Source organism: Leuconostoc aquikimchii (assembly GCF_040838325.1).
Taxonomy (GTDB): domain Bacteria; phylum Bacillota; class Bacilli; order Lactobacillales; family Lactobacillaceae; genus Leuconostoc; species Leuconostoc aquikimchii.
On record NZ_JBFPER010000001.1, the window covers coordinates 856,341 to 879,984 of the forward strand.

Annotated in this window: 19 protein-coding genes; 13 read left to right on the forward strand and 6 right to left on the reverse strand. The window is 38.0% G+C overall.

Annotation, left to right across the window (positions count from 1 at the left end; genetic code table 11):
- Positions 1 to 72: 72 nt before the first annotated feature.
- The gene (gene asnS / locus AB3K24_RS04290; protein ID WP_367973965.1) at positions 73 to 1,380 is read left to right on the forward strand and encodes an asparagine--tRNA ligase; all 1,308 of its coding nucleotides are present in this window, start codon (positions 73 to 75) and stop codon (positions 1,378 to 1,380) included.
- A 115-nt stretch (positions 1,381 to 1,495) separates the two neighbouring features.
- Positions 1,496 to 2,134, forward strand: coding sequence for a DnaD domain-containing protein (locus AB3K24_RS04295; RefSeq protein ID WP_367973966.1), 639 nt, complete (start codon positions 1,496 to 1,498; stop codon positions 2,132 to 2,134).
- Here AB3K24_RS04295 and AB3K24_RS04300 read toward each other — a convergent pair.
- Entirely contained in the window at positions 2,126 to 2,410 is a 285-nt protein-coding gene (locus AB3K24_RS04300) for a hypothetical protein (RefSeq protein WP_367973967.1), read from the reverse strand. The genes AB3K24_RS04295 and AB3K24_RS04300 overlap by 9 nt on opposite strands.
- A 68-nt stretch (positions 2,411 to 2,478) precedes the next feature.
- Here AB3K24_RS04300 and AB3K24_RS04305 point away from each other — a divergent pair, with 68 nt between their 5' ends.
- The 3 genes from AB3K24_RS04305 (at position 2,479) to AB3K24_RS04315 (ending at position 5,073) form a co-directional block, all read left to right on the forward strand.
- Positions 2,479 to 3,612 (forward strand): THUMP domain-containing class I SAM-dependent RNA methyltransferase, encoded by a 1,134-nt coding sequence (locus AB3K24_RS04305; RefSeq protein ID WP_367973968.1) that lies wholly within the window; start codon positions 2,479 to 2,481, stop codon positions 3,610 to 3,612.
- 197 nt (positions 3,613 to 3,809) lie between these two features.
- The gene (locus AB3K24_RS04310) at positions 3,810 to 4,322 is read left to right on the forward strand and encodes a GNAT family N-acetyltransferase (protein WP_367975571.1); all 513 of its coding nucleotides are present in this window, start codon (positions 3,810 to 3,812) and stop codon (positions 4,320 to 4,322) included.
- A 148-nt stretch (positions 4,323 to 4,470) separates the two neighbouring features.
- A complete protein-coding gene (locus tag AB3K24_RS04315) occupies positions 4,471 to 5,073 on the forward strand; it encodes a nitroreductase family protein (protein WP_367973969.1) in 603 nt (200 codons plus the stop codon).
- A 53-nt stretch (positions 5,074 to 5,126) separates the two neighbouring features.
- Here the strand turns inward: AB3K24_RS04315 and AB3K24_RS04320 are convergent, their stop codons facing one another.
- Genes AB3K24_RS04320 through AB3K24_RS04335 form a run of 4 tightly spaced genes read right to left on the reverse strand, consistent with a single transcriptional unit; the run spans position 5,127 to position 9,872 of the window.
- Positions 5,127 to 5,261: a hypothetical protein gene (locus tag AB3K24_RS04320; protein ID WP_010017395.1), complete on the reverse strand. Its 135-nt coding sequence runs from the start codon at positions 5,259 to 5,261 to the stop codon at positions 5,127 to 5,129.
- A gap of 32 nt (positions 5,262 to 5,293) precedes the next feature.
- Positions 5,294 to 6,928, reverse strand: a complete 1,635-nt coding sequence (locus AB3K24_RS04325; RefSeq protein ID WP_367973970.1) for a glycoside hydrolase family 13 protein — start codon at positions 6,926 to 6,928, stop codon at positions 5,294 to 5,296.
- A gap of 13 nt (positions 6,929 to 6,941) precedes the next feature.
- A complete protein-coding gene (locus AB3K24_RS04330) occupies positions 6,942 to 8,723 on the reverse strand; it encodes a glycoside hydrolase family 13 protein (protein ID WP_367973971.1) in 1,782 nt (593 codons plus the stop codon).
- A gap of 45 nt (positions 8,724 to 8,768) precedes the next feature.
- Positions 8,769 to 9,872: an ABC transporter ATP-binding protein gene (locus AB3K24_RS04335; protein WP_367973972.1), complete on the reverse strand. Its 1,104-nt coding sequence runs from the start codon at positions 9,870 to 9,872 to the stop codon at positions 8,769 to 8,771.
- Positions 9,873 to 10,224: 352 nt separating this feature from the next.
- On the opposite strand from AB3K24_RS04335, the gene AB3K24_RS04340 reads away from it, so the two are divergent.
- The 5 genes from AB3K24_RS04340 (at position 10,225) to AB3K24_RS04360 (ending at position 17,469) form a co-directional block, all read left to right on the forward strand.
- Positions 10,225 to 11,457 carry an extracellular solute-binding protein gene (locus tag AB3K24_RS04340; RefSeq protein ID WP_367973973.1) on the forward strand — a complete coding sequence of 411 codons (1,233 nt, stop codon included), beginning with the start codon at positions 10,225 to 10,227 and terminating at the stop codon, positions 11,455 to 11,457.
- Positions 11,458 to 11,518: 61 nt separating this feature from the next.
- Positions 11,519 to 12,880, forward strand: coding sequence for a carbohydrate ABC transporter permease (locus AB3K24_RS04345; protein WP_367973974.1), 1,362 nt, complete (start codon positions 11,519 to 11,521; stop codon positions 12,878 to 12,880).
- Between the two features lie 2 nt (positions 12,881 to 12,882).
- Positions 12,883 to 13,731: a sugar ABC transporter permease gene (locus tag AB3K24_RS04350; RefSeq protein ID WP_367973975.1), complete on the forward strand. Its 849-nt coding sequence runs from the start codon at positions 12,883 to 12,885 to the stop codon at positions 13,729 to 13,731.
- Positions 13,732 to 13,792: 61 nt separating this feature from the next.
- Positions 13,793 to 14,785 carry a LacI family DNA-binding transcriptional regulator gene (locus AB3K24_RS04355; RefSeq protein ID WP_367973976.1) on the forward strand — a complete coding sequence of 331 codons (993 nt, stop codon included), beginning with the start codon at positions 13,793 to 13,795 and terminating at the stop codon, positions 14,783 to 14,785.
- A 425-nt stretch (positions 14,786 to 15,210) separates the two neighbouring features.
- Complete coding sequence (locus tag AB3K24_RS04360; protein ID WP_367973977.1) at positions 15,211 to 17,469, forward strand: glycoside hydrolase family 65 protein; 2,259 nt, start codon at positions 15,211 to 15,213, stop codon at positions 17,467 to 17,469.
- A gap of 189 nt (positions 17,470 to 17,658) precedes the next feature.
- Here the strand turns inward: AB3K24_RS04360 and AB3K24_RS04365 are convergent, their stop codons facing one another.
- Complete coding sequence (locus AB3K24_RS04365) at positions 17,659 to 18,651, reverse strand: LacI family DNA-binding transcriptional regulator (RefSeq protein ID WP_367973978.1); 993 nt, start codon at positions 18,649 to 18,651, stop codon at positions 17,659 to 17,661.
- A gap of 110 nt (positions 18,652 to 18,761) precedes the next feature.
- On the opposite strand from AB3K24_RS04365, the gene AB3K24_RS04370 reads away from it, so the two are divergent.
- The 3 genes from AB3K24_RS04370 (at position 18,762) to AB3K24_RS04380 (ending at position 23,555) form a co-directional block, all read left to right on the forward strand.
- Positions 18,762 to 20,438 carry a glycoside hydrolase family 13 protein gene (locus AB3K24_RS04370; RefSeq protein ID WP_367973979.1) on the forward strand — a complete coding sequence of 559 codons (1,677 nt, stop codon included), beginning with the start codon at positions 18,762 to 18,764 and terminating at the stop codon, positions 20,436 to 20,438.
- A 69-nt stretch (positions 20,439 to 20,507) separates the two neighbouring features.
- Positions 20,508 to 21,875 carry an SLC45 family MFS transporter gene (locus tag AB3K24_RS04375; RefSeq protein WP_367973980.1) on the forward strand — a complete coding sequence of 456 codons (1,368 nt, stop codon included), beginning with the start codon at positions 20,508 to 20,510 and terminating at the stop codon, positions 21,873 to 21,875.
- Positions 21,876 to 21,878: 3 nt separating this feature from the next.
- Entirely contained in the window at positions 21,879 to 23,555 is a 1,677-nt protein-coding gene (locus AB3K24_RS04380; protein WP_367973981.1) for a glycoside hydrolase family 13 protein, read from the forward strand.
- The last annotated feature ends 89 nt before the right edge of the window (positions 23,556 to 23,644 follow it).

The following is a 23,644-nucleotide window of genomic DNA, read 5'->3' on the forward strand; positions in this document are numbered from 1 at the left end:
CTGTGTGACTGAAATGGTCATATCAGAATCTGTCATTATTTTGCTAAATGTCATCATGTTATATACATATTCATGGTACAAGAAATTCCCACAATACAAATAGTTGATGCTAAGAATTATGTTGGTCAAACAGTTAAGATTGGCGCTTGGTTACGTCAAAAGCGTGGGTCAGGTAAACTCGCTTTTTTGCAACTGCGTGATGGGACAGCTTTTTTTCAAGCTGTTGTTGTAAAAGCAGACGTCGCAGAATCACTTTTTGAACTTGCGAAGGGCTTGAAACAAGAAACAAGTTTATATGTTACTGGTGAAATTCATGAAGATACACGGTCCTCATTTGGTTATGAAATGGCTGTTTCAAACATTGAAATTATCGGTGAAAGTCATGATTATCCAATCACACCAAAAGAGCACGGCACGGAATTTTTGTTTGATGAGCGTCATCTATATTTACGTCATTTAAAGCCGTTTGCAACCTTGAAAATTCGTAACACACTTATTGCAGCAACCTATGAGTTCTTCAACAATGAGGGCTTTACAAAATTAGATTCGCCGTTATTGACAGGGTCAGCACCTGAGGGAACCACTGATTTATTTGAAACCGATTATTTTGGTGAACCCGCATTCTTATCTCAAACTGGACAATTATATGCTGAGGCTGGCGCGATGGCATTTGGGAAGGTCTTTACCTTTGGCCCAACATTTCGTGCTGAAAAATCTAAAACACGTCGTCATTTAACAGAGTTTTGGATGATTGAACCAGAAATGGCTTTCATGCATCAAGAAGAAAGCTTAGTCATTCAAGAGCGTTATATTTCATTTTTAATTACAAAAGTTTTGGAAAAAAACGATCAAGAACTAGATATTTTAGAGCGTGATAAAGACTTACTTCGCTCGTATACAGAATTGCCTTATCCACGCGTGAGCTATGATGATGCAATCAAGTTACTACAAAATAATGGTTTTGATGTTGAATGGGGTGTTGATTTTGGTTCACCTGAAGAAACATTCTTAGCCAATCATTTTGCTAAACCAGTATTTATTTTGAATTTTCCTAAAGCTATTAAAGCTTTTTATATGAAACGCCATGCGACACGTGAAGATGTTGTTGTATCAGCCGATTTGTTAGCGCCAGAGGGTTATGGTGAAATTATTGGTGGTTCAGAACGTGATACGGACTATGATTACCTCAAACAACGTATTGAAGAGGAAGGGTTAAGTTTGGCGGAATATGAGTGGTACTTAGACTTACGGAAATATGGTTCCGTACCGCATGCTGGATTCGGCCTTGGGCTTGAGCGAATGGTAACGTTTGTAACTGGTGAAGAGCATATTCGTGAAGCAATTCCGTTCCCTCGTATGACAAATCGTTTACGGCCTTAATTTAAAATCAAAACGTGTATTAAAAAACATGTTAAACTAAAAGTAGATAAAAACGTCCAAGATTAACTTGGACGTTTTTAAAACGAAGTATGAACGGAATGAAAGCGGTAGGAATATGGCGTTAGATAAACGTTTACAACAATATATTCAAGCTGGTCAGTCAAGCATTAGTAATGACTTGTTATTACATTATCAAGAAATTGACATGGATAATGATGACTTGGCCTTGTATTTACAGGTGACACGTATTCAAAATCAAGGAGATGCCGCAAGCCCAAAAACCTTAGCTCGTGTGTTACATTTAACTGAAAGTGTTGTTGTGACACGACTCAAAAGTTTGATTACGCGAGAATTAATGGTCATTTCAGCTGCGACAAAACAAGTTGAAACCTATAATTTTACACCAATGATTGAAAAATTATTACAGGGAAAACAAGTTACTGCAGACCCCATTGCTTCCGATGGCAAATCAGCACGAAAAGAAATTTTTCAAACAATAGAGTCAGAGTTTGGCAGGCCGTTAACACCAATGGAAATGCAAACAATTGCCCATTGGTTTGACCAAGATCATTTTGAACCTGATTTGATGCTACTGGCCATACAAGAGGCAGTTGCAAATAATGCACGTAGCCTGAGATATATTGAAACAATATTGGTCAATTGGCAACGGGATAGCATTAAAACACCAGCGCAGGCTCAGATCGCGAAGCAAAAAAGACGTGGTGTGACGTACACTTATGATAATTTATTTTAAGATAATATGTGGTGCTATATCGTCTAAAGACAGATGAAATCCAAAGATTGGCTGTTGCCTGGCGGACAGTAGTTGCGTATCATCGCTCATGTCATGTAAACGTGCGGTCAATTGAGAGACTGTCATTGGTTTCTTACCAATAACGACCTTTATGTTGGGAGAATTAGGCACAAAACGTAATTGTGAAATAGCCATAATGTTATCTCCTTCTTGCCAGTACAACAAGCTTTTTGGTGACATGTACTGTGTTAAATTTTGGAAGTCTATTAATTTCATATAATCACCCTATCAGAATACAGATTAATTGCGCAATTTATTGCTCAATCTATTATAAAGGAAAACTAATGGAAAAAACATATCATTTAATGGCAACAGCTGCAGCAGGGCTTGAAGCCCTTGTAGGCAAAGAACTTGAACGATTAAATTATGAGCATCAAGTTGAAAATTATCGTGTGCGATTTGACGGCACAGCGCGAGATATTTTGAACACGAATGTTTGGTTGCGTACTGCAGATCGTATTAAAATTATTGTTGGCGAATTTGAAGCAACAACATTTGATGATCTTTTTGAAGGCGTTAAAGCCTTACCTTGGGAAGAATATTTGAATTATGATTCAGAATTTCCAGTTGCTGGGCGATCAAAAAAATCAGAACTATTTAGTGTACCTGATGTACAAGCAATTACAAAAAAAGCAATTGTCAGTCGCTTGCAGGACGCGTACCATATTCACACGCGTTTGCCAGAAAATGGTTATTTTGCACAATTGGAAGTGATGCTTGAAAAAGATCATGTCATTATCACTCTTGACACAACAGGTCCGTCATTATTTAAGCGTGGTTACCGGGTCAATAAAGGCGGGGCACCATTGAAGGAAAACTTTGCTGCAGCATTAGTTCTGTTAACAAATTGGCATCCAGATAGACCATTTGTTGACCCGACTACTGGTTCTGGTACAATAGCTATTGAAGCAGCTTTAATTGGTCGTAATATTGCACCCGGATTAATCCGTGATTTTGACGTTGAACAAATGGATTGGTTTGATAAGTCGTTATCTGAAACAGTGCGTGATGAAGCTGAGGCGCAAGCAGACTATGATCGTGAACTTGATATTGAAGCGTTTGATAACGATGAAACTATGATTGAAATTGCGATTGAAAATGCAAAACATGCGGGTCTGAGTAAAGATATTGTGTTCACACATTTAGCAGCTAAAGATTGGCAAACTGAAAAAGTCAATGGTGTGTTAGTTTCTAACCCACCATATGGTGAAAGATTAGGTGAGCTGGAAGCAGCTCAAGAACTATACGTTGAAATGGGGAATGTTTATCGTCAACTGCCTAGTTGGAGTAAATATATTTTGACAAGCGATTTGGAATTTGAAACCTCTTATGGTGAAAAAGCCACAAAGCGACGTAAATTATACAATGGTGCCATGCGTGTTGATTATTTCCAGTATTGGGGTAAACGTGCAAAGTAAAAATAAGCTTGATGTATATCGTGCATCAAGCTTATTTTTTTATAGTGTTAAAAAAGTTGGTCTTTGGGTTGGTTAAACCGAGTGGGACACTTAATTTTTTGTTTTAAATTTTATGGTAATCGTGATAAAATAAACTATCTTTGTAAGGGAGTGATTGCGTTTTGACGCAATCAAATAGGATTATGCCAGTAGTATATATGCGTCAAGCACGGCATGATGATTTAGCAAATATTGCTGCTATCATTGATCATGCGAAAATTTATCTTAAACAACAAGGACTTAATCAATGGCAATTTGGTTATCCAAATCACGAGACCATTTTAAATGATTTAAATCAAAAACGTGGCTATGTGCTCATTGTCGACAGTCAAGTAGCTGGATACGCTGCAATAGTAGCAGGTGAAGAGCCAATTTATACAAAAATTGAATCGGGTGATTGGTTAAACCAGTCAACTGACTATGTTGCCATTCATCGTTTTGCATTGTCACACCTTTATCGGGGACAAAAACTAACACAACGCTTCATGACAGCTATTTTAACGCATTTTTTTGAACGCCATGTGGTTGATTTTAGAATTGACACGCATCCTGAAAATGTGCTAATGCAATCTGTGATACGAGACACTGGTTTTAGTAAACGAGGTGTTGTGCATATTGATGAGGGAAATGATAGTCATATTCGTTGGGCCTATCAATTAGTTATAAAATAAAATAACAAGACTATTTACTTATTAAAAGTAAGTTGGTATGATAAGTGTATGAACTAACATGAAGATATAAACATACTTAAGGAGAAACTGTGTGCTACTAAGCAATTGTCAGATTAGTTCAATGCTTTGGTAGTATACAAAAAAAATTATGACATTTACAGATTTGCAAAAGCAACGTCGAACAACTTATGTTTTGGGTAAAAAAGTATCTCAAACCCCAGAAGAAATCTATGATATCGTAAAATCAGCTGTTACAAATGCCCCAACGGCATTTAATAATCAGACTGTACGAGTGATGACGTTAACTGGCGATTTTCATGAAAAATTATGGCATTTGACGGCTGACCGTTTAAAAACAGAAGTGCCTGATGAAGCGGCATACAATAATACATTGGCTAAAATTAATAGTGCATTTAAAGCTGGCTATGGGACAATTTTGTTTTTTACAGATACGTCAGTTGTGAAGTCTTTTGAAGAAAATATTCCGTTGTATGCTGAAAATTTTTACGACTGGTCAGAGCAAGGTCATGGTATTGCTGAGTATGCAACATGGCTAGCGTTAACAGAAGCTGGTTTAGGCGCTTCATTACAGCATTATAATCCACTTATTGATGAATTGGTTGCTGAAAATTTTAATGTACCGACATCATGGCGTTTACGAGCACAAATGCCTTTTGGGTCAATTGAATCGTCAGCAGATGATAAAACATTTTTGGCTGATGCAGATCGATTTAAATTATTTAAGTCGTAATATGCGTTTGACATTAAATTAAAAAACAAGTAGAAAGCCAATGTTTATGCTTCCTACTTGTTTTTTGTTTGTGTAAACTTTGCTTTTAAAGCAGCAACTTGCTCAGCCTTAGTTAACTGCGTTTGTTGACCTGACTTGTAATTGGCATTTGCCTGCTTTTGTTTAAAATCGATTTGATAGCGTCCCATAGTATAACTCCTTTAAGATATTAATTATACCATTATTTTTTCAAAATGACAGCCTGATAGGGCTTCAGAGTGATAGTTTTTGAAATTTTGGGGATTGATGATTGTGTTGAAAAGATAATTTTCCATTTTTGTGATGACATAAAATCAGGGAGGGAAATATTTTGGTTATACTGTGATAAACTAACAATAATTAAACGTTGCTCAGTTGACGTATATCGTGTAAAAACTAGCATGTTATCTTGTCTTGTCGACAAAACTTTGAAAGTACCAGTTTGTAGTACTGTATCTGCTTGACGTATGGCAATAAGTTCACGATAGCAGTGGAGAAGCGATTCGGGATCTAGTATAGCGTTGTGATAATTTAATACTGTCGTATTAGGATTAGTAATTAACCAAGATTTTGTCATGTCTACTGCATTATCTGAGAAACCAAAATTTGACCATTGAATAGGTGTTCGAGCGTTATCACGAGACCAACTAGTTGTTTCTGTTAACGCGGCATCAGGTGATCGACCATGAGCAATTAATTGCTCATAATTTTTTAAAGTTGAAAGATCATCAATTTGTTCAGAGCTGGTAAAAATAATGTTAGTCATGCCTAACTCTTGTCCTTGATAAATGAATGGGGTCCCACGTAATGTCAGTAGGAGAGTGGCTAAAGCCTTAGCAGCGTCTACATTATTATCCGCATAAACGGTCATTGAGCGCGGTTGATCATGATTTTCTAAATATAACCCTAACCAACCTTGGTCATTGAGAAAAGTTTCCCAATAGGTTAATATTCTTAATAGCTGACCTAGATCAGCTCGAGGTGGTATTTGTGTTTGACGTACTTGATGTTCTAGTTCGAATATCATATCGATAAAACCATCTGGACCAGTCCATTTTTTTGCTGTGTCAGTATGAACGCCACCGGCTTCACCTACTGTCATAAGATGACGTGATTGAAAAGTTTGATGTAATAATGATAAGAATTTTTCAATGCCGCGATTATTAACAAAAATATCAAATTTATGATCATTTTTTGATTGTGGTGTGTCAAAAGAAGCTTTTTTGAGGTGACTAAGTGCATCGAGGCGAAAACCATCAATATTTTGATCTGCCCACCAATTGATCATTTTAATAATTGCCACGCGTACTTTTTTGTTTTCCCAGTTCAAATCGGGTTGTTCAGTAGCAAATAAGTGGAAATACCATTCATTTGTGAGCTCATTGTACGTCCACACACTATCATCAGTAAAATTAGTCCAATCGTTTGGGGTTTTGTTGTTGACATTTTTTTGCCAAATATAAAAATCATGATAAGGATTGTCACGACTAGTTCGTGCTTGCTTAAACCAATCATGCTGGTCGGAGGTATGGTTGACAACTAAATCCATAATAATCCGAATATGATACTGATGAGCGCTTTTAATGAGGGTACGTAAATCTTGTAGCGTGCCATACTCAGGTGCAATGCGTTGAAAGTCGGAAATGTCGTAACCATTGTCGATATTAGGGGATTGATAAATCGGATTTAACCAAATAAAATCAACGCCAAGCCATTTTAGAAAAGGCAAACGACTCGTAATACCTGGAATATCACCAATACCATCAGCATTAGAATCTTGAAAAGAACGCGGATAAATTTGATAGCCGATAGCTGATTGCCACCATTTTGTTGTCATAAATGACACATCCTTATTTGTTGACAACATAAACAATCAAACCACTAGGTTTGATTATGTTGTGGGCAAAGTTTTGTTGTAAAATCACGTTTTGAATATCTGTATTAGTGATTGGGTAGTCTTTTTCGTCGTTATTAAAGACAGCTATCAGGCTCACTTCTCCTAATTTGCGCGCAAAGCTCACTATATGTTGATCATCTTTGATTTTCCAAGACAAGGAACCTTCCGATAAAACAGGTTGATAATTATGACGTAATTTAATCAATTGTTTTAAAAAGTGATACATTTGTGTGTCTTGCGTTGCCAAGTCCCACGTCATAGGCTTACGATTATCAGGATCTTGTTGACCAAGCATACTATATTCACTGCCATAGTAAATATTTGGTGTGCCTTGTTGTAAGAACATGAAAGTGTACATTTGTTTAACAATATCTTTGTTTTCGTGGGCCACAGAAAGAATACGCGGTGCGTCATGAGAGTCAAGTAAATTAAACATGACTTGATTGGTTTGATCACGATTTAACATAAGTTGTGTATTTAAATTATTAATCATTTCAGAAGGTGAAATGGTACGCTTTGCAAAGTAATCAATAATTGAACCAGTGAATGCATAATTCATGACGCCAGAAAATTCGTCACCTTGCAGCCAAGATTGTGCACTAGTCCAAATTTCACCCAGAATATAAAATTCGGGTTTTAATGTTGTTGTTTCAGTATGAAATCGCTTCCAAAAGTGATGATCTACTTCATTGGCAACATCTAAACGCCAAGCATCAATATCAAATTCTTTAATCCAATATGTTGCGATTGATAGGAGGTAATCTTGTACTTCAGGATTGGCAGTATTCAATTTAGGCATGTGTGGGGTAAAAGCAAATGTATCATAGGTGGCATTTGCAGTATATTCAAAATTATCTGTTGGCGTGTATCGTGCCGGAAAATCATGGATATGGAACCAATTAGCGTATTTGGATTGACGCCCCTTTTGTAGGACATCTTGCCATTGTTTACTTTGATCACCAATGTGATTAAATACGGCATCCAGCATAATGCGTATGCCAGCTGTATGAGCTTTATTAACCAATTCTTTGAAATCTGATTTTGTACCAAAATGTGGATCAATTTCAAAATAGTCTTGGGTATCATATTTGTGATTGCTTGGGGCTTTAAAAATGGGTGTTAAATATAAACCGGTAATACCAAGATTAATAAGGTGATCAAGATGGTTGATGATACCACGTAAATCGCCGCCATAAAAGCTGTCAGCGGCAGGATGATCACTTGATTGCCAGGGTAATGTGTTGATATTATCATTGTTAGTTTCGCCGTTCGCAAATCTTTCGGGAAAAATTTGATACCAAATTGTTTTTTTAACCCAGTTGGGTGCTTTAAAACGATCAATTTCTTGAAAAAAAGGCATTTTAAAATAATTATTAGCGCCCATTAAACCAGCATTCTTTTGATTAGGAGAGTAGACATTTTCAAAACCTTGATCACCATAAAATATTTGATGCCCTTGTTGATCGGTAATCACAAACCCATAATTAAGTCGGTCATGAGTGGCAGTTAATGATGATTCCCAATATTGATGTGTATCAGTTGTTAGTGCTTTTGTCATAATAGTATCAGCAGATTTTTCCCAAACGCCGTCATGCCAGTCGTATGGGTCACCAGAAACGATGGTGATGGACTGTATGTCATCTTTTGCAGTACGTAATCGTACACGCATCTCATTTTTTGTATATAAATATGCATATTCGGATTCTGGCCGGTGATAAATTGCTGCTCTATTCATAAAGGGCTCCCTCGTAAGTTATTTTCTAAATGTATCGCCTATGAATTAAACGATACGGTTTGTTGTTTCAGAATCGAAGAAATGGCCTTTGTTCATATTGAGAGCCAATGAAATGGTGGCACCAGGTTGATGGTAGTCTCTGGCATTAACACGCGTAATCAATTGCAATGAACCAACTTTGGTGTAAAGCATTGAATCCGCACCCATAAGTTCAGCAATGGTTACCGTGGCAGTCACAGAGTTACTTGGGTAGGTGTCTAAGGCAACTTGTTCTGCATGAATATCTTCTGGACGAATACCAAATACAACTGATTTACCTTCGTAGCCTCGTTCAATCAGTTGCTTGGCCATTCCTAATGGCACATTGAGTGATAAGCCGTCATTAGTTGTGAGAGCATTCTGGTTAAATTGACCTGTGATCAGGTTCATAGAAGGCATGCCGATGAAGGTTGCGACAAATATATTTGTTGGTTTATTGTAAAGTTCTTGCGGTGTGCCAACTTGTTGAATGTCACCATGGTCAATGATAACAATTCGATCAGCCAGTGTCATAGCCTCAGTTTGATCATGTGTAACATAGATTGTGGTTGCACCAATACGCTTGTGAATTTTTGTAATTTCAGCTCTAATTTCGACACGTAACTTAGCATCTAGGTTGGATAATGGTTCGTCCATTAATAAAATTTTGGCGTCCCGAACAATGGCTCGACCCATTGCAACACGTTGTCGTTGACCGCCTGATAAATCCGCAGGTTTACGATCTAAATAATCTTCGATACCCAATATTTTGGCAGCCTCCTGTACGCGCTGTGAAATTTCTAATTTTGGAATCTTTCGTAACTTCAAGCCAAAAGCAATATTATCAAACACGCTCATGTGAGGATAAAGCGCATAATTTTGAAATACCATGGCAATATCACGGTCTTTAGGAGCGACATCATTCATTAATTTATTGTCAATGAAAAATTCACCGCCAGATATTTCTTCTAAACCAGCAATCATGCGTAGAACTGTCGACTTTCCTGAACCAGAAGGACCAACAAAGACAATAAATTCTTTGTCGCGAATTTGAAGATTATAGTCGGCCACTGACGGTATGGTCATGTGGGGATATGTTTTATTGATGTGTTCCAAACGAATTTCAGCCATTTTTTATTCCTCATTTTTTGAAGTATCTTTCGGCACAAGTATTTTATGATAACGCTTACATTGTTTAGATTAGCATATTTTAAAATAAATGCAAGCGTTTCCACAAAAGTGTTATACCAAAGCACAAATCATTCTGATTAATAGAGTGAATGATGTCAAATAGGTAGACGTGATTCACTCAAAATAATAGCTTTTTTCCTTTAAATCATGCTCACATATTATCAAAGGGAATACTATTACTTGACTAGACCAATTTATAAAAATAAAAATGTAAGCGCTTGCATTGTAGGTTAAAATGTTTTATGATGATTGCATAATCAAAAAAAGAAAATTTTATGGAGGAAAACACATCATGATTAAAATGATGAAGATGACGACTGGTGCAATGGTAACTCTGATGGCAGCCTCTGCCGCAGTTGGTTTGTTGAGTATGTCAATTGACTCACCAACAGTCAGTGCTGCTAAAACACAAAAATTGAAGCTATGGGTCGATACAGATACCAAGCCAACCTATGTTCAGGCTGTCAAGGATTTTGAAAAGGCTAATCCAAGTGTCAAGGTAACAATTAAGTACACTAATTCAACTGATGCACTTAAAAATTTACAAAAAGATCCTTCTGCAGCTGCCGATGTTTTCATGTTCCCGCATGATCAAATTGGTTCGTTGGCTTCACAAGGTTTGCTCTATCAAAATACCAAGTATGCGAAGAGTTTGAAATCAACACAGATTACTAACGCAATGAAAGGCGCAACTTATAAGGGCAAAGTATATGGTTATCCTTATGGTATTGAATCTCAAGTTTTGTATTATAACAAAACACAACTTAGTGGTGATGACATCAAATCTTGGGCTAACTTAACAACAAAAGGCAAAATTGGCACTAATTTGGCATCAGCCGGTGCTAATTATATTTTCGCGCCACTCTTTTACACAGCTGGTGATACATTGTACGGTTCAAATGGTGAAAAGGCCAAGGGCACTAATATTGACAACAAAAATGGTGTGTCGGTTCTGAATTGGATTAAAGCACAAAAGGATAACGCCGGCGTTGTTCAAGCTAGTACAAATACGCTGAGTTTGTTACAATCGGGTAAAATATCTGCGACATTGTCAGGCCCTTGGTCATACAATGATTATAAAAAGGCACTAGGTGATAACTTAGGGATTGCACCTTATCCAACTATAGATTTGGGTTCTGGTGAAAAGCAAATGCAAGCGTTCTTAGGCGTGAAGTTGTTTGGTGTTAAGCAGGATACAAAGCAACCACTTGCAGCTATGAAACTAGCAAAGTACTTGTCAGGTGATAAAGCACAAGAACTTGGATTCAAAAATTCACATTACATTCCTTCTTCAAAGAAGGTTCAATTGTCAACTGACATTCAAAATGATGCTTTAGCTAAGGCTGTCGTTGATATGTCAAAGAAGGGATTCTCAACTCCGATGCCTAAATCACCAGCAATGGCTAATTTTTGGACGTCATCTGATGCTTTGTTTAACGACACATACAAGGGTAAAATTTCAGACAGTAAAATGTTACCAAAGCTTACAACTTTGGTTAAAAACGCTTCAAAGTCGGTGAAGTAAAAGTCATGCAGTGAATATCAGTTATTCACTGCGTACATATTTATGAAGGATGGGAAGAAAGATGTTTAAAAGGAAGAAGCACGCGACTTTTGAAGAGCATGTGTCACTAACTAAGTTATTTCAAAAAGCTGATGGCGCAACCAAAGCATCTTATGTTATCATGGGTGCTGCAAATATTGCTAACAAACAGTATTTCAAGGGCGTTGTCTTTTTACTCTTAGAAATCAGTTGGGTCGCATGGTTGTTCACGACGGGTTTGAAAGCCTATCATAATATGATAACTTTGGGCACGCACGCGCAAGGATTAGTTTACGACAAAAAAATGGGTATTTCCGTTTTAAAAGCGGGAGACAACTCAATGCTGTTACTGCTTTGGGGGATGTTGGCGGTAATTATTACTGTGTTGTTTATTCTTCTATATCGTGCTAACTTGTCTTCGGCCCGTAAAATTTGGGAACTTAAGCAAGCTGGGGAGTTATTGCCAACGTTGAGACAGGATTTTGCATCTTTGTTAGACGAAAAAATGCACATTACTTTGATGGCAATCCCAATGACAGGTGTGTTATTTTTCACTATTCTACCTTTAATTTATATGATTGCGATTGCTTTTACATCCTACGATCATAATCATTTGCCACCGAAAAATTTGTTCAGTTGGGTTGGATTTGCTAATTTTGGTAACGTAATTTCTGGGCAAATGGCTGGCACTTTCTTTCCTGTGTTAGCTTGGACGCTCATTTGGGCTGTGGCAGCCACTGTGTCGTCATTTTTCTTCGGTGTGATTTTGGCTATGATGATCAATGCCAAGGGCATCAGGGGGAAAAAAGTTTTTCGGACAATCTTTATTTTAACAATGGCTATTCCAGCATTTATTAGTTTATTAATTATGAACAATATGTTTGCTGATGGCGGCCTAGTGAATACGCTTTTAATTAACTCAGGTTGGATTAAAACATCACTACCATTTTTTACTAATCCTTTGTTTGCCAAATTCACTATTATCGTTGTTAACTTATGGATTGGTATTCCAGCAACGATGCTGGTGACAACTGGTATCTTACAAAACCAATCTGAGGAACAAATTGAAGCTGCCGAAATCGACGGTGCGAATAAATTTCAAATTTTCAAGTCAATTACATTTCCGCAGATTGTTTTTGTCATGGCACCTAGCCTGATTCAACAATTTATTGGCAACGTGAACAATTTCAATGTGATTTATTTGTTAACAGGTGGCGGTCCAGCTAATTCTAATTATTACGGTGCTGGTTCAACAGATTTGCTGATTACGTGGCTGTATAATTTGACATTGAATACTGCCGATTATAATTTGGCTTCGGTTATTGGCATCTTAATCTTTATCCTATCAGCATTGTTCTCGCTTATTGCGTATAAGAAAATATCGAATTCTGGAATGGAGGACTAACTATGCATAGTCTAAAAGGCATAAAACACCGTAATACGCTGATTTTATATGCATTACTTACTGTTATGGCAATTGTTTGGCTCGCACCCATTCTATGGATTGTATTGACTAGTTTCCGTGGTGAGGGTGGTGCATTTGTCAATTACTTTTGGCCCAAAACCTACACCTTTCATAACTATGTGCAATTATTTACTAATGAACAATACCCATTTGGACGTTGGTTCTTGAATACTTTATTTGTTTCAGTTGTGAGTGGTATTATTTCCACAGCGTTGGTGCTTGCAATGGCATACTCGTTGAGTCGCCTGAAATTCAAACTAAAGGGGCCATTTCTGAAAGTTGCGTTGGTTTTGAACATGTTTCCCGGATTTATGGCTATGTTTGCAATTTACTATATTCTGAAGGCAGCTGGTTTAACACAAAGTTTGTTTGCTCTGATTTTGGTTTACGTATCAGGTGCGGGCTTAGTATTTTATATTCAAAAAGGATTTTTTGATACGATCCCGTATTCACTAGACGAAAGTGCCATGTTGGATGGGGCAACTAAATGGCAAATTTTTACTCAAATTACGTTGCCGTTGTCTAAACCAATCATTGTCTTTACAGCATTGACAGCATTTACTGGACCATGGATGGATTTCATTTTTGCACAGGTCATTATGGGCGACAATGTCAAAAACTATACAGTTGCCATTGGTTTATATTCGATGATGACTAAGGAAACTGCTAATTCATTGTTCATGAGTTTCGCTGCAGGAGCAGTAATTATTGCCATTCCTATTACGATTTTATTCATCGTTTTGCAACGTTTCTACGTTTCCGGTGTAACGAGTGGTTCTGTCAAAGGCTAAAAAGATTGGGGCGTCTGTTCCAATCTTTTTCATGTTAAAATAACGTGTACAGGAGGTCAGTATGGTAACAATACAAGATATTGCAAATAATTCCGGCGTTGCTATTTCAACGGTTTCACGCGCGTTAACAGATTCACCAAAAATTAGCGTCCAAACAAAGGAACGCATCAAAAAAATTGCTCAAGAAATGGGCTATACACCAAATTTTGCTGCACGTAACTTAACACAAAGTGAAAGTAACACTGTCGGTGTCGTGTTTCAACCACGGCCATCAGGGAGTGCTGGAAATGACTTTGCAATGCAGTTATTATTTGGAATCAATTCACAATTGGTGGCCCGTCGATATTTACTCACAACTGCAACTGGTAATAATTGGTCAGAAGTTTTTAACGCTGTTAAAATGATGGTTGAGGCTGGTCAAGTACGCCGTTTCATTTTGTTGTATACGGTTGAAAATGATCCTATTACTGAGTTGTTGCGTGAAAATAATGCGCGTGTTGTGGTGACAGGTGAGCCTGAAAAATCGAATAACGTATTGTACGTTGATAATGACAATCGACGGGCAGGGGAGGAAGCAACACGTCTGTTAGTTGAATACTTTGATCTCAAAGCCCCTTTGTTTGTGCGAACGTTGGCGGACTGGCGCTATGAAAGAAATCGTGAAATAGGGTTTCGTGTCGCACAGCCAAATGGTGAAGTTCTGTCGTTACCGATAGATCTTCAAGCACAAAAACAAGTGTTGGAATCTTACTTTGATGCGCACCATGAAATTGATGGGCTAATTGCTAGTGATGACAAAATAGGTTACTTGGCGCGTAATCAGGCACAAGCACATCTCCAAACACATCCAAAATTACCGACGATGGCTTTTAATCGCTCAGAATATGCGCGGTTAGGAGGAAAAGATTTCTACTCAGTCGATGTGTTATCTCGCAGTTTGGGTAGCGAAGCAGTACGATTATTATTCAATGATCAACGCCCATTACTTGAGCAAACAAAGGCAACAAGTGTGATTGTGCCTTACCGTCTGCCTGAAATGGATAACGACACATGATAAATTTGAACGATGTAGCTTGAATTGCTCATGTTTTCAAAAAAATTGAACTAACAATAATGCGAGTGCATCAGAAAATTTATCAAATTAAAAAATGTCAGTAATAGTATTGTGCAAACGCTTCCATTAAATTAAAAAAGAGGTTATACTGTTAAATGTAAGCGGTTACTTTTTGCGGAATTAATCTGCTGAGTGACAGGTCAATATGTGTGGACAGGTGGCATAGTACCTGTAATTATCAACATTTTCCACGCGCTGGATCTAATGAATAATTGGTTGTTAATACGGTGATGACTTGTATTTTAATGCTAATTGTGGTTATTAATGTCGGTTAGATCAACTAAGTTCACAGTAATCTTATGAATGCACAGTAATGTCTAGCGCTGAATCTAAGCCTTAAGAAATGGAAAAGGGTAGAAAATATTATGAAGCGAATTTTTGAAATTGATCCATGGACAGTCACATCACATGATTTGAATTCGACTGATAAGCGTCTCCAAGAATCTATGACGAGTTTGGGTAATGAGTACATGGGCATGCGTGGTATGTTTGAAGAAGTGTACTCCGGCGACACGCATCAAGGTATTTACATTGGTGGGGTCTGGTTCCCCGACAAAACACGTGTTGGCTGGTGGAAAAATGGTTATCCACTTTACTTTGGCAAAGCGATTAATGCTTTGAATTTTGTCAAAGCAGACATTTATGTCGATGGTAATCAAGTTGACTTGGCAAAAAATGATGTCACTGATTTTGAAGTATCTTTGGATATGAAAACTGGTGTTTTGAATCGTACTTTTACTGTGTTTGATGTCACATTCAAAATTACGCGTTTGGTTTCAGTAGCAGTTAAGGAATTGGCAGGCATTCATTATGAATTATCGTCTGCTGATGGTCAAACTCACCAAATTCGCTTTGACGCCAGTATCGATGCTGATGTCGTCAATGAAGACGCTAACTATGATGAAAAATTCTGGCAAGTATTAGATGCTGGAAATGAAACAAATTCATCATTTGTTGCCACGCAAACAATTGAAAATCCGTTTGGCGTACCACAATTTACAGTGGTTGCTCGCCAAAGCTTTGTTGGTGGTGAGAAACATGGCACGAACCGTTCTGAGAAAGAAGTGACCGATAACTTTGATATCGAAGTACCAACTAAGGGTTCGGTGACCTTTGAAAAACGTGTCATTGTCACAACTTCGCGTGATTACGATAGTTTGGAAAAAGTAATCGCTGCAGGTGAAAAATTAACAGCAGAGGTCGCCACAAAATCATACGCAGATATTTACAATGCGCACGCGCAAGAATGGGCTGATCGCTGGGAAAAGGCCGATGTCCAAATTGCGGGTGATGATGCTGCACAACAAGGTATTCGCTTCAATTTGTTCCAATTATTTTCAACCTATTATGGTAACGATTCGCGCTTGAATATTGGGCCAAAAGGTTTCACTGGTGAAAAGTATGGTGGTGCCACTTATTGGGACACTGAAGCGTTTGCTATTCCGGTTTATCTTGGTGTCGCTGATCCATCAGTGACACGTTCATTGCTCCAATATCGCTTTGATCAATTAGGTGGTGCTTTCCACAATGCCAAAGAACAAGGTTTAAAGGGTGCTTTGTATCCAATGGTGACCTTTGATGGGATTGAATCACACAACGAATGGGAAATTACGTTTGAAGAGATTCACCGAAACGCAACCATTGCTTATGCGATTTACAATTACACCAACATTACAGGTGATCACTCATGGTTAGTGGGTGATGGGGCACAAGTTTTGTATAACATCGCCCGTTTCTGGGCAGATCGTGTTCATTATTCGGCACGCAATGACAAGTATATGATTCACGGCGTTACTGGGCCAAACGAGTATGAAAATAATGTGAATAACAATTTCTACACCAACTGGATGGCTAAATGGGTGTTGCAATATGCGCTTGAACACTATGATGAAATTAATGCTGATGAAAAAGCTCAGTTGGCACTGACAGACGACGAATTGGCTAAATGGCAAGAAATTGTTGATAAGATGTATTTGCCAGAAGCTGATGTTGAGACTAAGACAGGTAAAAAGCACATCTTTGTGCAACACGATACATTCTTGGATAAGGATTTGACGCCAATTGCTGACATGCCACAAGATAGTCGACCAATCAATCAGAACTGGTCATGGGATCGCATCTTGCGTTCGCCATACATTAAGCAATCTGACACATTGCATGCGATGTTCTATTTTCCAGATGCCTTCACAGAAGAAGAGAAGCGTAACAACTTTGAATTTTACGAACCATTGACGGTGCACGAATCGTCATTGTCACCATCTGTTCATTCAATTTTGGCGGCTGACTTGCAAATGGCAGACAAAGCCGTTGCAATGTATGAACGTGCGGCACGTTTGGACTTAGATAACTACAATAACGATACATCTGATGGTTTGCACATTACGGCGATGACAGGCTCATGGTTAGCTATCGTGCAAGGTTTTGCTGGTATGCGTGTACGTGAAAACAAGCTTTATTTGAAGCCATTCTTGCCAAAGAACTGGACGAAGTATGCGTTTCGTTTGGTGTTCCGCGGTCATGTACTTGAAGTGTCAGTAGATGAGCAAGGTTCCCATGTTAATTTGATTTCAGGTGAACCATTGGTCATTGATTTGTTGGGCCAAGATGTTAGTTTGACAAAGTAATGAGCGAGAAAACGGTATCATTGAAGGTAGTAGGAAAAGAATTTTGACGGTTACCTGACGGCAAAATTGTGATGGCGAAAATCAGAAATTGCTAGTACAGTTTGATGAGATGCAGACGCTGCCTGACAGTTTTGAAATGAAATAAATGGTCAATAAAAAACGCCGGTTTAACCGGCGTTTTTTGCTATTTTAACCGATTGTTGCAACTGTTCCACCCGGAATAAGGGTGATGTCGGTAAAAATAACGCTATGTGGTGAGCGTGAAGGATTCGCGAGATTAGTAATCGCCAATTCGCCCATTTGAGCGAAATTTTGTTGCGTGGCTGTTAAAATAGGACGCGTTAATTGTGTTAATTCCGTACCATCAACAGTTACAATAGATAAATCGTTGGGCACAGAAATACCAGCATCTAGGGCACCATTAAGTAAACCAATGCTGATGATATCAGCTGATCCAATGACGGCAGTAAATGGTAGTGGTAAGCCAAATTTTTTAATGGCATCTATTCCAGTTTGAAAAGCCATTTCAACGCCCCAAATAAAATCGGGATTGTACGTGATGCCGTGAGATGCCAAAGCATCAATATATCCCTGACGTCTCAAAATTGCAACAATAGGGTCGGGATCAGAAGCGCCAATTAGCGCCATTTGACGATGACCATGTGCGTATAAATAATCAACAATGGTGTGCATCATGGCATAATTATCAGACGAAATTGAAGGAATATCATTATTAAGCTGGTTAGAGACACTCAAAAGCTTAACATCAGCACTGTTTAAAACATCAAGCACAGCGTCTTCAATATCAATCGCTAGCATGACAACTGCTAACAATTGTCGCGACAAAAGTGATCGCACAGTTTTTATTTGTTGTTGACTATCAGTTTCAACAAAAGCAATTAATAATTCATAGCCTAGTTCGTAAGCTTTTTTTTGCATGCCTTTTATGATTTCATCAGCGAAATTTGTATGGTTTGTAGGCACTAAAATACCGATCACGCGACTTGTTTTTTGTGACAGGTCTGCGGCTGATTGATTTTTAAAGTAACCCATTTCATTAGCTAATTCTCGTACCCGCTGTGCCGTTTCTTCACTAAAACGCCCACGATTTGTTAAAATTCGTGAGACGGATGCTGCTGATATGCCAGCTTTATTTGCAATGTCTTTAATTGTAATAGCCATAATTTATATTATAACTCAAAACGGGTTGACAAATATAATGAAAGCGTTTACAATAATAATGCGTAAACGTTTACTCAATTTATTTAACTAAGAACTAGTGAGGCGAGATAATGGTCAAAAATAATTGGTGGCAAAAAGCGGTTGTCTATCAAATTTACCCATGGAGTTTTCAGGACAGCAATGGCGACGGCGTTGGTGATATCCATGGTATCGTCCAACGGCTGCCATACTTAAAAGAACTGGGTGTGCAAGTGATTTGGTTGAGTCCAATTTACCAGTCACCAAATGATGACAATGGTTACGATATTAGTGACTATCGTAAAATTTTACCGGAATTTGGTACGATGGCTGATGTGCAAGAAATGATTTCGGTCGCCCATCAGCTGAACTTAAAAATTATGATGGATTTAGTTGTTAATCACACGTCTGATGAACACGAATGGTTTCAGCAAAGTCGTCAATCGCGAGATAATCCGTACCGTGATTACTATATTTGGCGGGATCCGGTTGCGGGGCATGAACCAAATAATTGGTTGTCAGATTTTGGTGGATCAGCTTGGGCATTTGATGACAAAACTGAGCAATACTACTTGCATCTTTTTTCAAAGAAACAACCTGACCTAAATTGGGAAAATCAAATGCTGAGGCAAGACATTTACGATACGATGTCTTGGTGGCTAGAACAGGGGATTGATGGCTTCAGAATGGACGTCATTAATTTGATTTCTAAGCAGAAAAGTTTACCAAATGATCCAAATGTTAATGCTGACAGTCATGGTTCATCGATGACATTTGTGGCTAATGGGCCAAAAGTGCACCAATATCTGCAAGAAATGAATTCAGAGGTATTATCACAACATGATATTATCACAGTGGGTGAGACACCTGGGGTGACGACCACAGATGCGATTCAATATGCTGGTTTCGATGCTCGCGAGTTACAAATGATTTTTCAATTTGAGCATACTGAAATAGATAATAGCCAGGAAGGTCTTGGTAAGTGGAGTGATGCGCGCTTTAATTTAGTTGATTTAAAGAAAATTTTCTCTAAGTGGCAAAATGATTTGGCAGGAAAAGCTTGGAACAGTCTATATTGGAATAACCATGATCGTCCCCGCGTTGTGTCACGTTTTGGCAATGATTCTGAAAAATATCGTGCTTTATCTGCCAAAATGTTGGCGACAACGTTACATTTTATGCAGGGTACGCCTTACATTTACCAAGGTGAGGAAATCGGCATGACTAATGTCAATTGGTCGTCAATCACTCAGTATCAAGATATTGATACGCTAAATGCCTTTGAAGATTTAGTTAATCAGCAAAAACGTGTCACCTCAGAAAAAATGATGACGTATGTGCACCATTCATCCAGAGATAATGCTCGGACGCCGATGCAATGGGACAGCAGTGAAAACGCTGGTTTTACAAAAGGGAAACCATGGCTAAGTGTAAACGATAACTATTCAACGATCAATGTTGCGCAATCACTAGCCGATCAGCAATCTATCTTCTATTTTTACAAAAAGTTAATCACTTTACGGCAACAAATGCCAATTATCACCAATGGTCATTATCAGGTCTTGGATATGGATGATGAGTCAGTATACGCCTACAACCGCATTGACCAAGATTCAGAGTTGCTAATAATTAGTAACTTTACAGATCAAATTCAAACGCGTCATTATTCATTGAAGGATAGCGCGAACCTGCTTATCAGTAATTACGAAGATGATCAAGGTGACAGATTACGACCTTATGAATCAAAAGTTTATTTTGAAGGCACTTAACTTTCAAAAATGTAAGCGGTTACTTAAGTGCGTAATCACTAACTAAAATCACTTAAAAGGAGAGTGAATATGTTAAATAGTAAGACGCAAACAAAAGGTCAGTTACCAAAGCTCACAAGTATGCAATTGTTTTTAATGACATTTGGTTATGCTGGCGTACAAGTTGCTTTTTCAGTTCAGACCGGTAACATGGGCAGAATATTTCAAACATTAGGAACTGATCCAACCAAGTTAGGCTTTTTCTTCATTTTACCCCCATTGGCTGGTATGATAACGCAGCCACTAATTGGTTTATTTTCCGATAAAACATGGCTACCAAAGTTAGGGCGGCGTATACCGTATTTGATTGGTGGTTGTTTAGTATCGATTATTGTCTTATTATTATTACCCAATACAGGTTCGTTTGGCTTTGGCTATGGGTCTATGACCGCACTGTGGTTTGGAGCGGTCACTGTCTTATTTATGGATTTATCTGCGAATGTTTCCATGCAGCCATTTAAAATGATCATTCCAGATATGGTCAGCGAGCAACAAACAGATAAAGCATGGACACTACAGAATATGTGGGGAAGTTTAGGCGGTGTGATTGCCTTTATATTTCCATTTGTTTTAACGGTTTTTGGCATTTCTAATACGGCGGCTCGAGGTGTCGTACCTGATTCGGTCAAAATATCATTTTATGTTGCAGCAGCAATTTTGTTGCTGTCTACAATTTTTACTGTCATCAATGTGAAAGAATATGATCCAGAAACACTGGCTTATTACCACGGTATCACAGTTAATAACGACAAACGTGATTCGCTTGTTGATATCTTAAAGCATGCGCCTAAAGTATTTTGGACACTAGGCATCGTCGAATTCTTTGTTTGGTTTGGTATTCCATATATGTGGACCTATTCAACTGGTGCTTTATCAGAGAATATCTGGCGTGTTTCTGATCCTGCCTCTGCAGGATATCAAGCAGCAGGTAATTGGTTTGGTATTTTACAGGCAGTCTATTCAGTAGTAGCAATATTAGTAGGTATTTTTTTCCAACATCTCAATAAGAAGACACGTAAATGGGCGTTTTTCTTTAGTTTAATTGCTGGGGGAATTGGGTTTATCGTTGTTGCATATGGGCATACACATATGTCATCGTTGCTTGGCTTCATATTAATAGGTATTGGCTGGATTGCTATTATTTCTATACCCTTTACCATATTAACAAATGCTTTAAATGGCAAACATGATGGTATTTATCTCGGATTATTTAATTGTTTCATATGCATTCCCCAAATTGTCGCTTCAATTGCAAGTTTCGCTATTTTCCCAATGGTTGGCCAATCAATGGCACATATGCTGGCCATTGCTGGTGTGGCTTTAATAATTGGTGGTTGCTTAATTTGGATAGTTCAAGAAGACGATTCACACACGAAAAAAATAAAAAAAGGAATATAAATCATGACAGAAGATATTAAATGGTGGCAAAAAGCAGTTGTGTATCAAGTTTATCCGCGCTCATTTCAAGATGCTAATGGCGATGGCATTGGTGATTTACAAGGCATTGAACAACGATTAGATTATATTGAAAAATTAGGGGCAGATGTTATTTGGTTAAATCCAGTATATGCATCACCTGATAAAGATAATGGTTATGATATTTCAGATTATGAAGATATTAATGCTAAATTTGGTACAATGGTAGATTTTGATCGTTTACTTAGTAAGGCACATGCTAAAGGCATTAAAATTTTAATGGATTTGGTGGTTAATCACACGTCTGACCAACATCAATGGTTTATTGAAAGTCGGTCATCTAAAGATAATGACAAACGTGATTTTTATATTTGGCGTGACCCTGTTGCGGGCCATGAACCAAACAATTGGGGTTCATTCTTTTCAGGTCCAGCTTGGAAATATGATGAACGTACTGGGCAATATTATCTGCACTTGTTTGTGGACGAACAACCTGATTTAAATTGGGCTAACCCTGAGGTACGTCAATCTGTGTTTGATATGATGAATTTTTGGGTTGATAAAGGGATTGATGGTTTTAGAATGGATGTCATCTCACTAATTTCAAAACCAAATGGCTTACCAGACGGTGATGTGCCTGCAGGTGGGGATTATGGCAACGCCGACAAAGCAGTAGCCAACGGACCGCATGTACATGCGTATCTACAAGAAATGCGACAAAAAGTATTGAACCGTGCCGATATGATGACGGTTGGTGAGGCTTCTGGTGTTGATATCAATAACGCGATTAAATACGCTGACAAGAATGCCTCCGAATTGAATATGGTCTTTCAATTTGAACATATGGGATTAGATAATAATCCTAATTCAGCACTTGGTAAATGGTATGATAAAAAAGTTTCGTTGCTTGATTTGAAAGAAAATCTATCTAAATGGCAAAATAAGTTGGCTGGAAAAGCTTGGAATTCGCTGTATTGGGATAATCATGATCAGCCACGTGCTGTTAGTCGGTATGGTGATGATAGGCCAGAATATCGCGTCGTGTCAGCTAAAATGGTTGCCACATTATTGCACTTTATGCAAGGAACCCCATATATTTACCAAGGTGAAGAAATTGGTATGACCAACGCTTATAATTTAGAGCGATCTGATTTTGACGATATTGAGATTAAAAATGCTTTTAAGTACTTAGTTGATAAAGATCATTTGATTGATGATGAAACTATGTTGTCTTATGTACACGCTAAAGGACGAGACAACGCACGAACACCTATGCAATGGGATGAAACGAAAAATGCTGGCTTTACAACAAACACGCCATGGTTGAAATTAAACGATAATTATCAAGATATCAATGTGAAACAGGCCTTAGCAGATGAGCATTCAATTTTTTACTATTATCAAAAATTAATACAATTACGTCATGAAATGCCCATTATTACAACAGGGGAGTATCAGTTGTTGGATGCAGAAGATGATCAAGTATATGCTTACCGTAGACTTGGGGATGGCGAGCAGTTGTTAATTATCAATAATTTCACCAATCAAAAATTAACACGTCATTTTGACGTACCAAGTCAGGCAACAATGCTGATTGGCAATTATGATGATGACCAGGGTGATCGATTACGACCTTATGAGTCGAAAGTGTATTATTTTTAGGGTCAGTAGATTATAGTGGACTTGACTTTACAGTTAAATAAAGCTATGATTAAAACAATATTAAAGCCGATGAATTGGAAAAATCATAG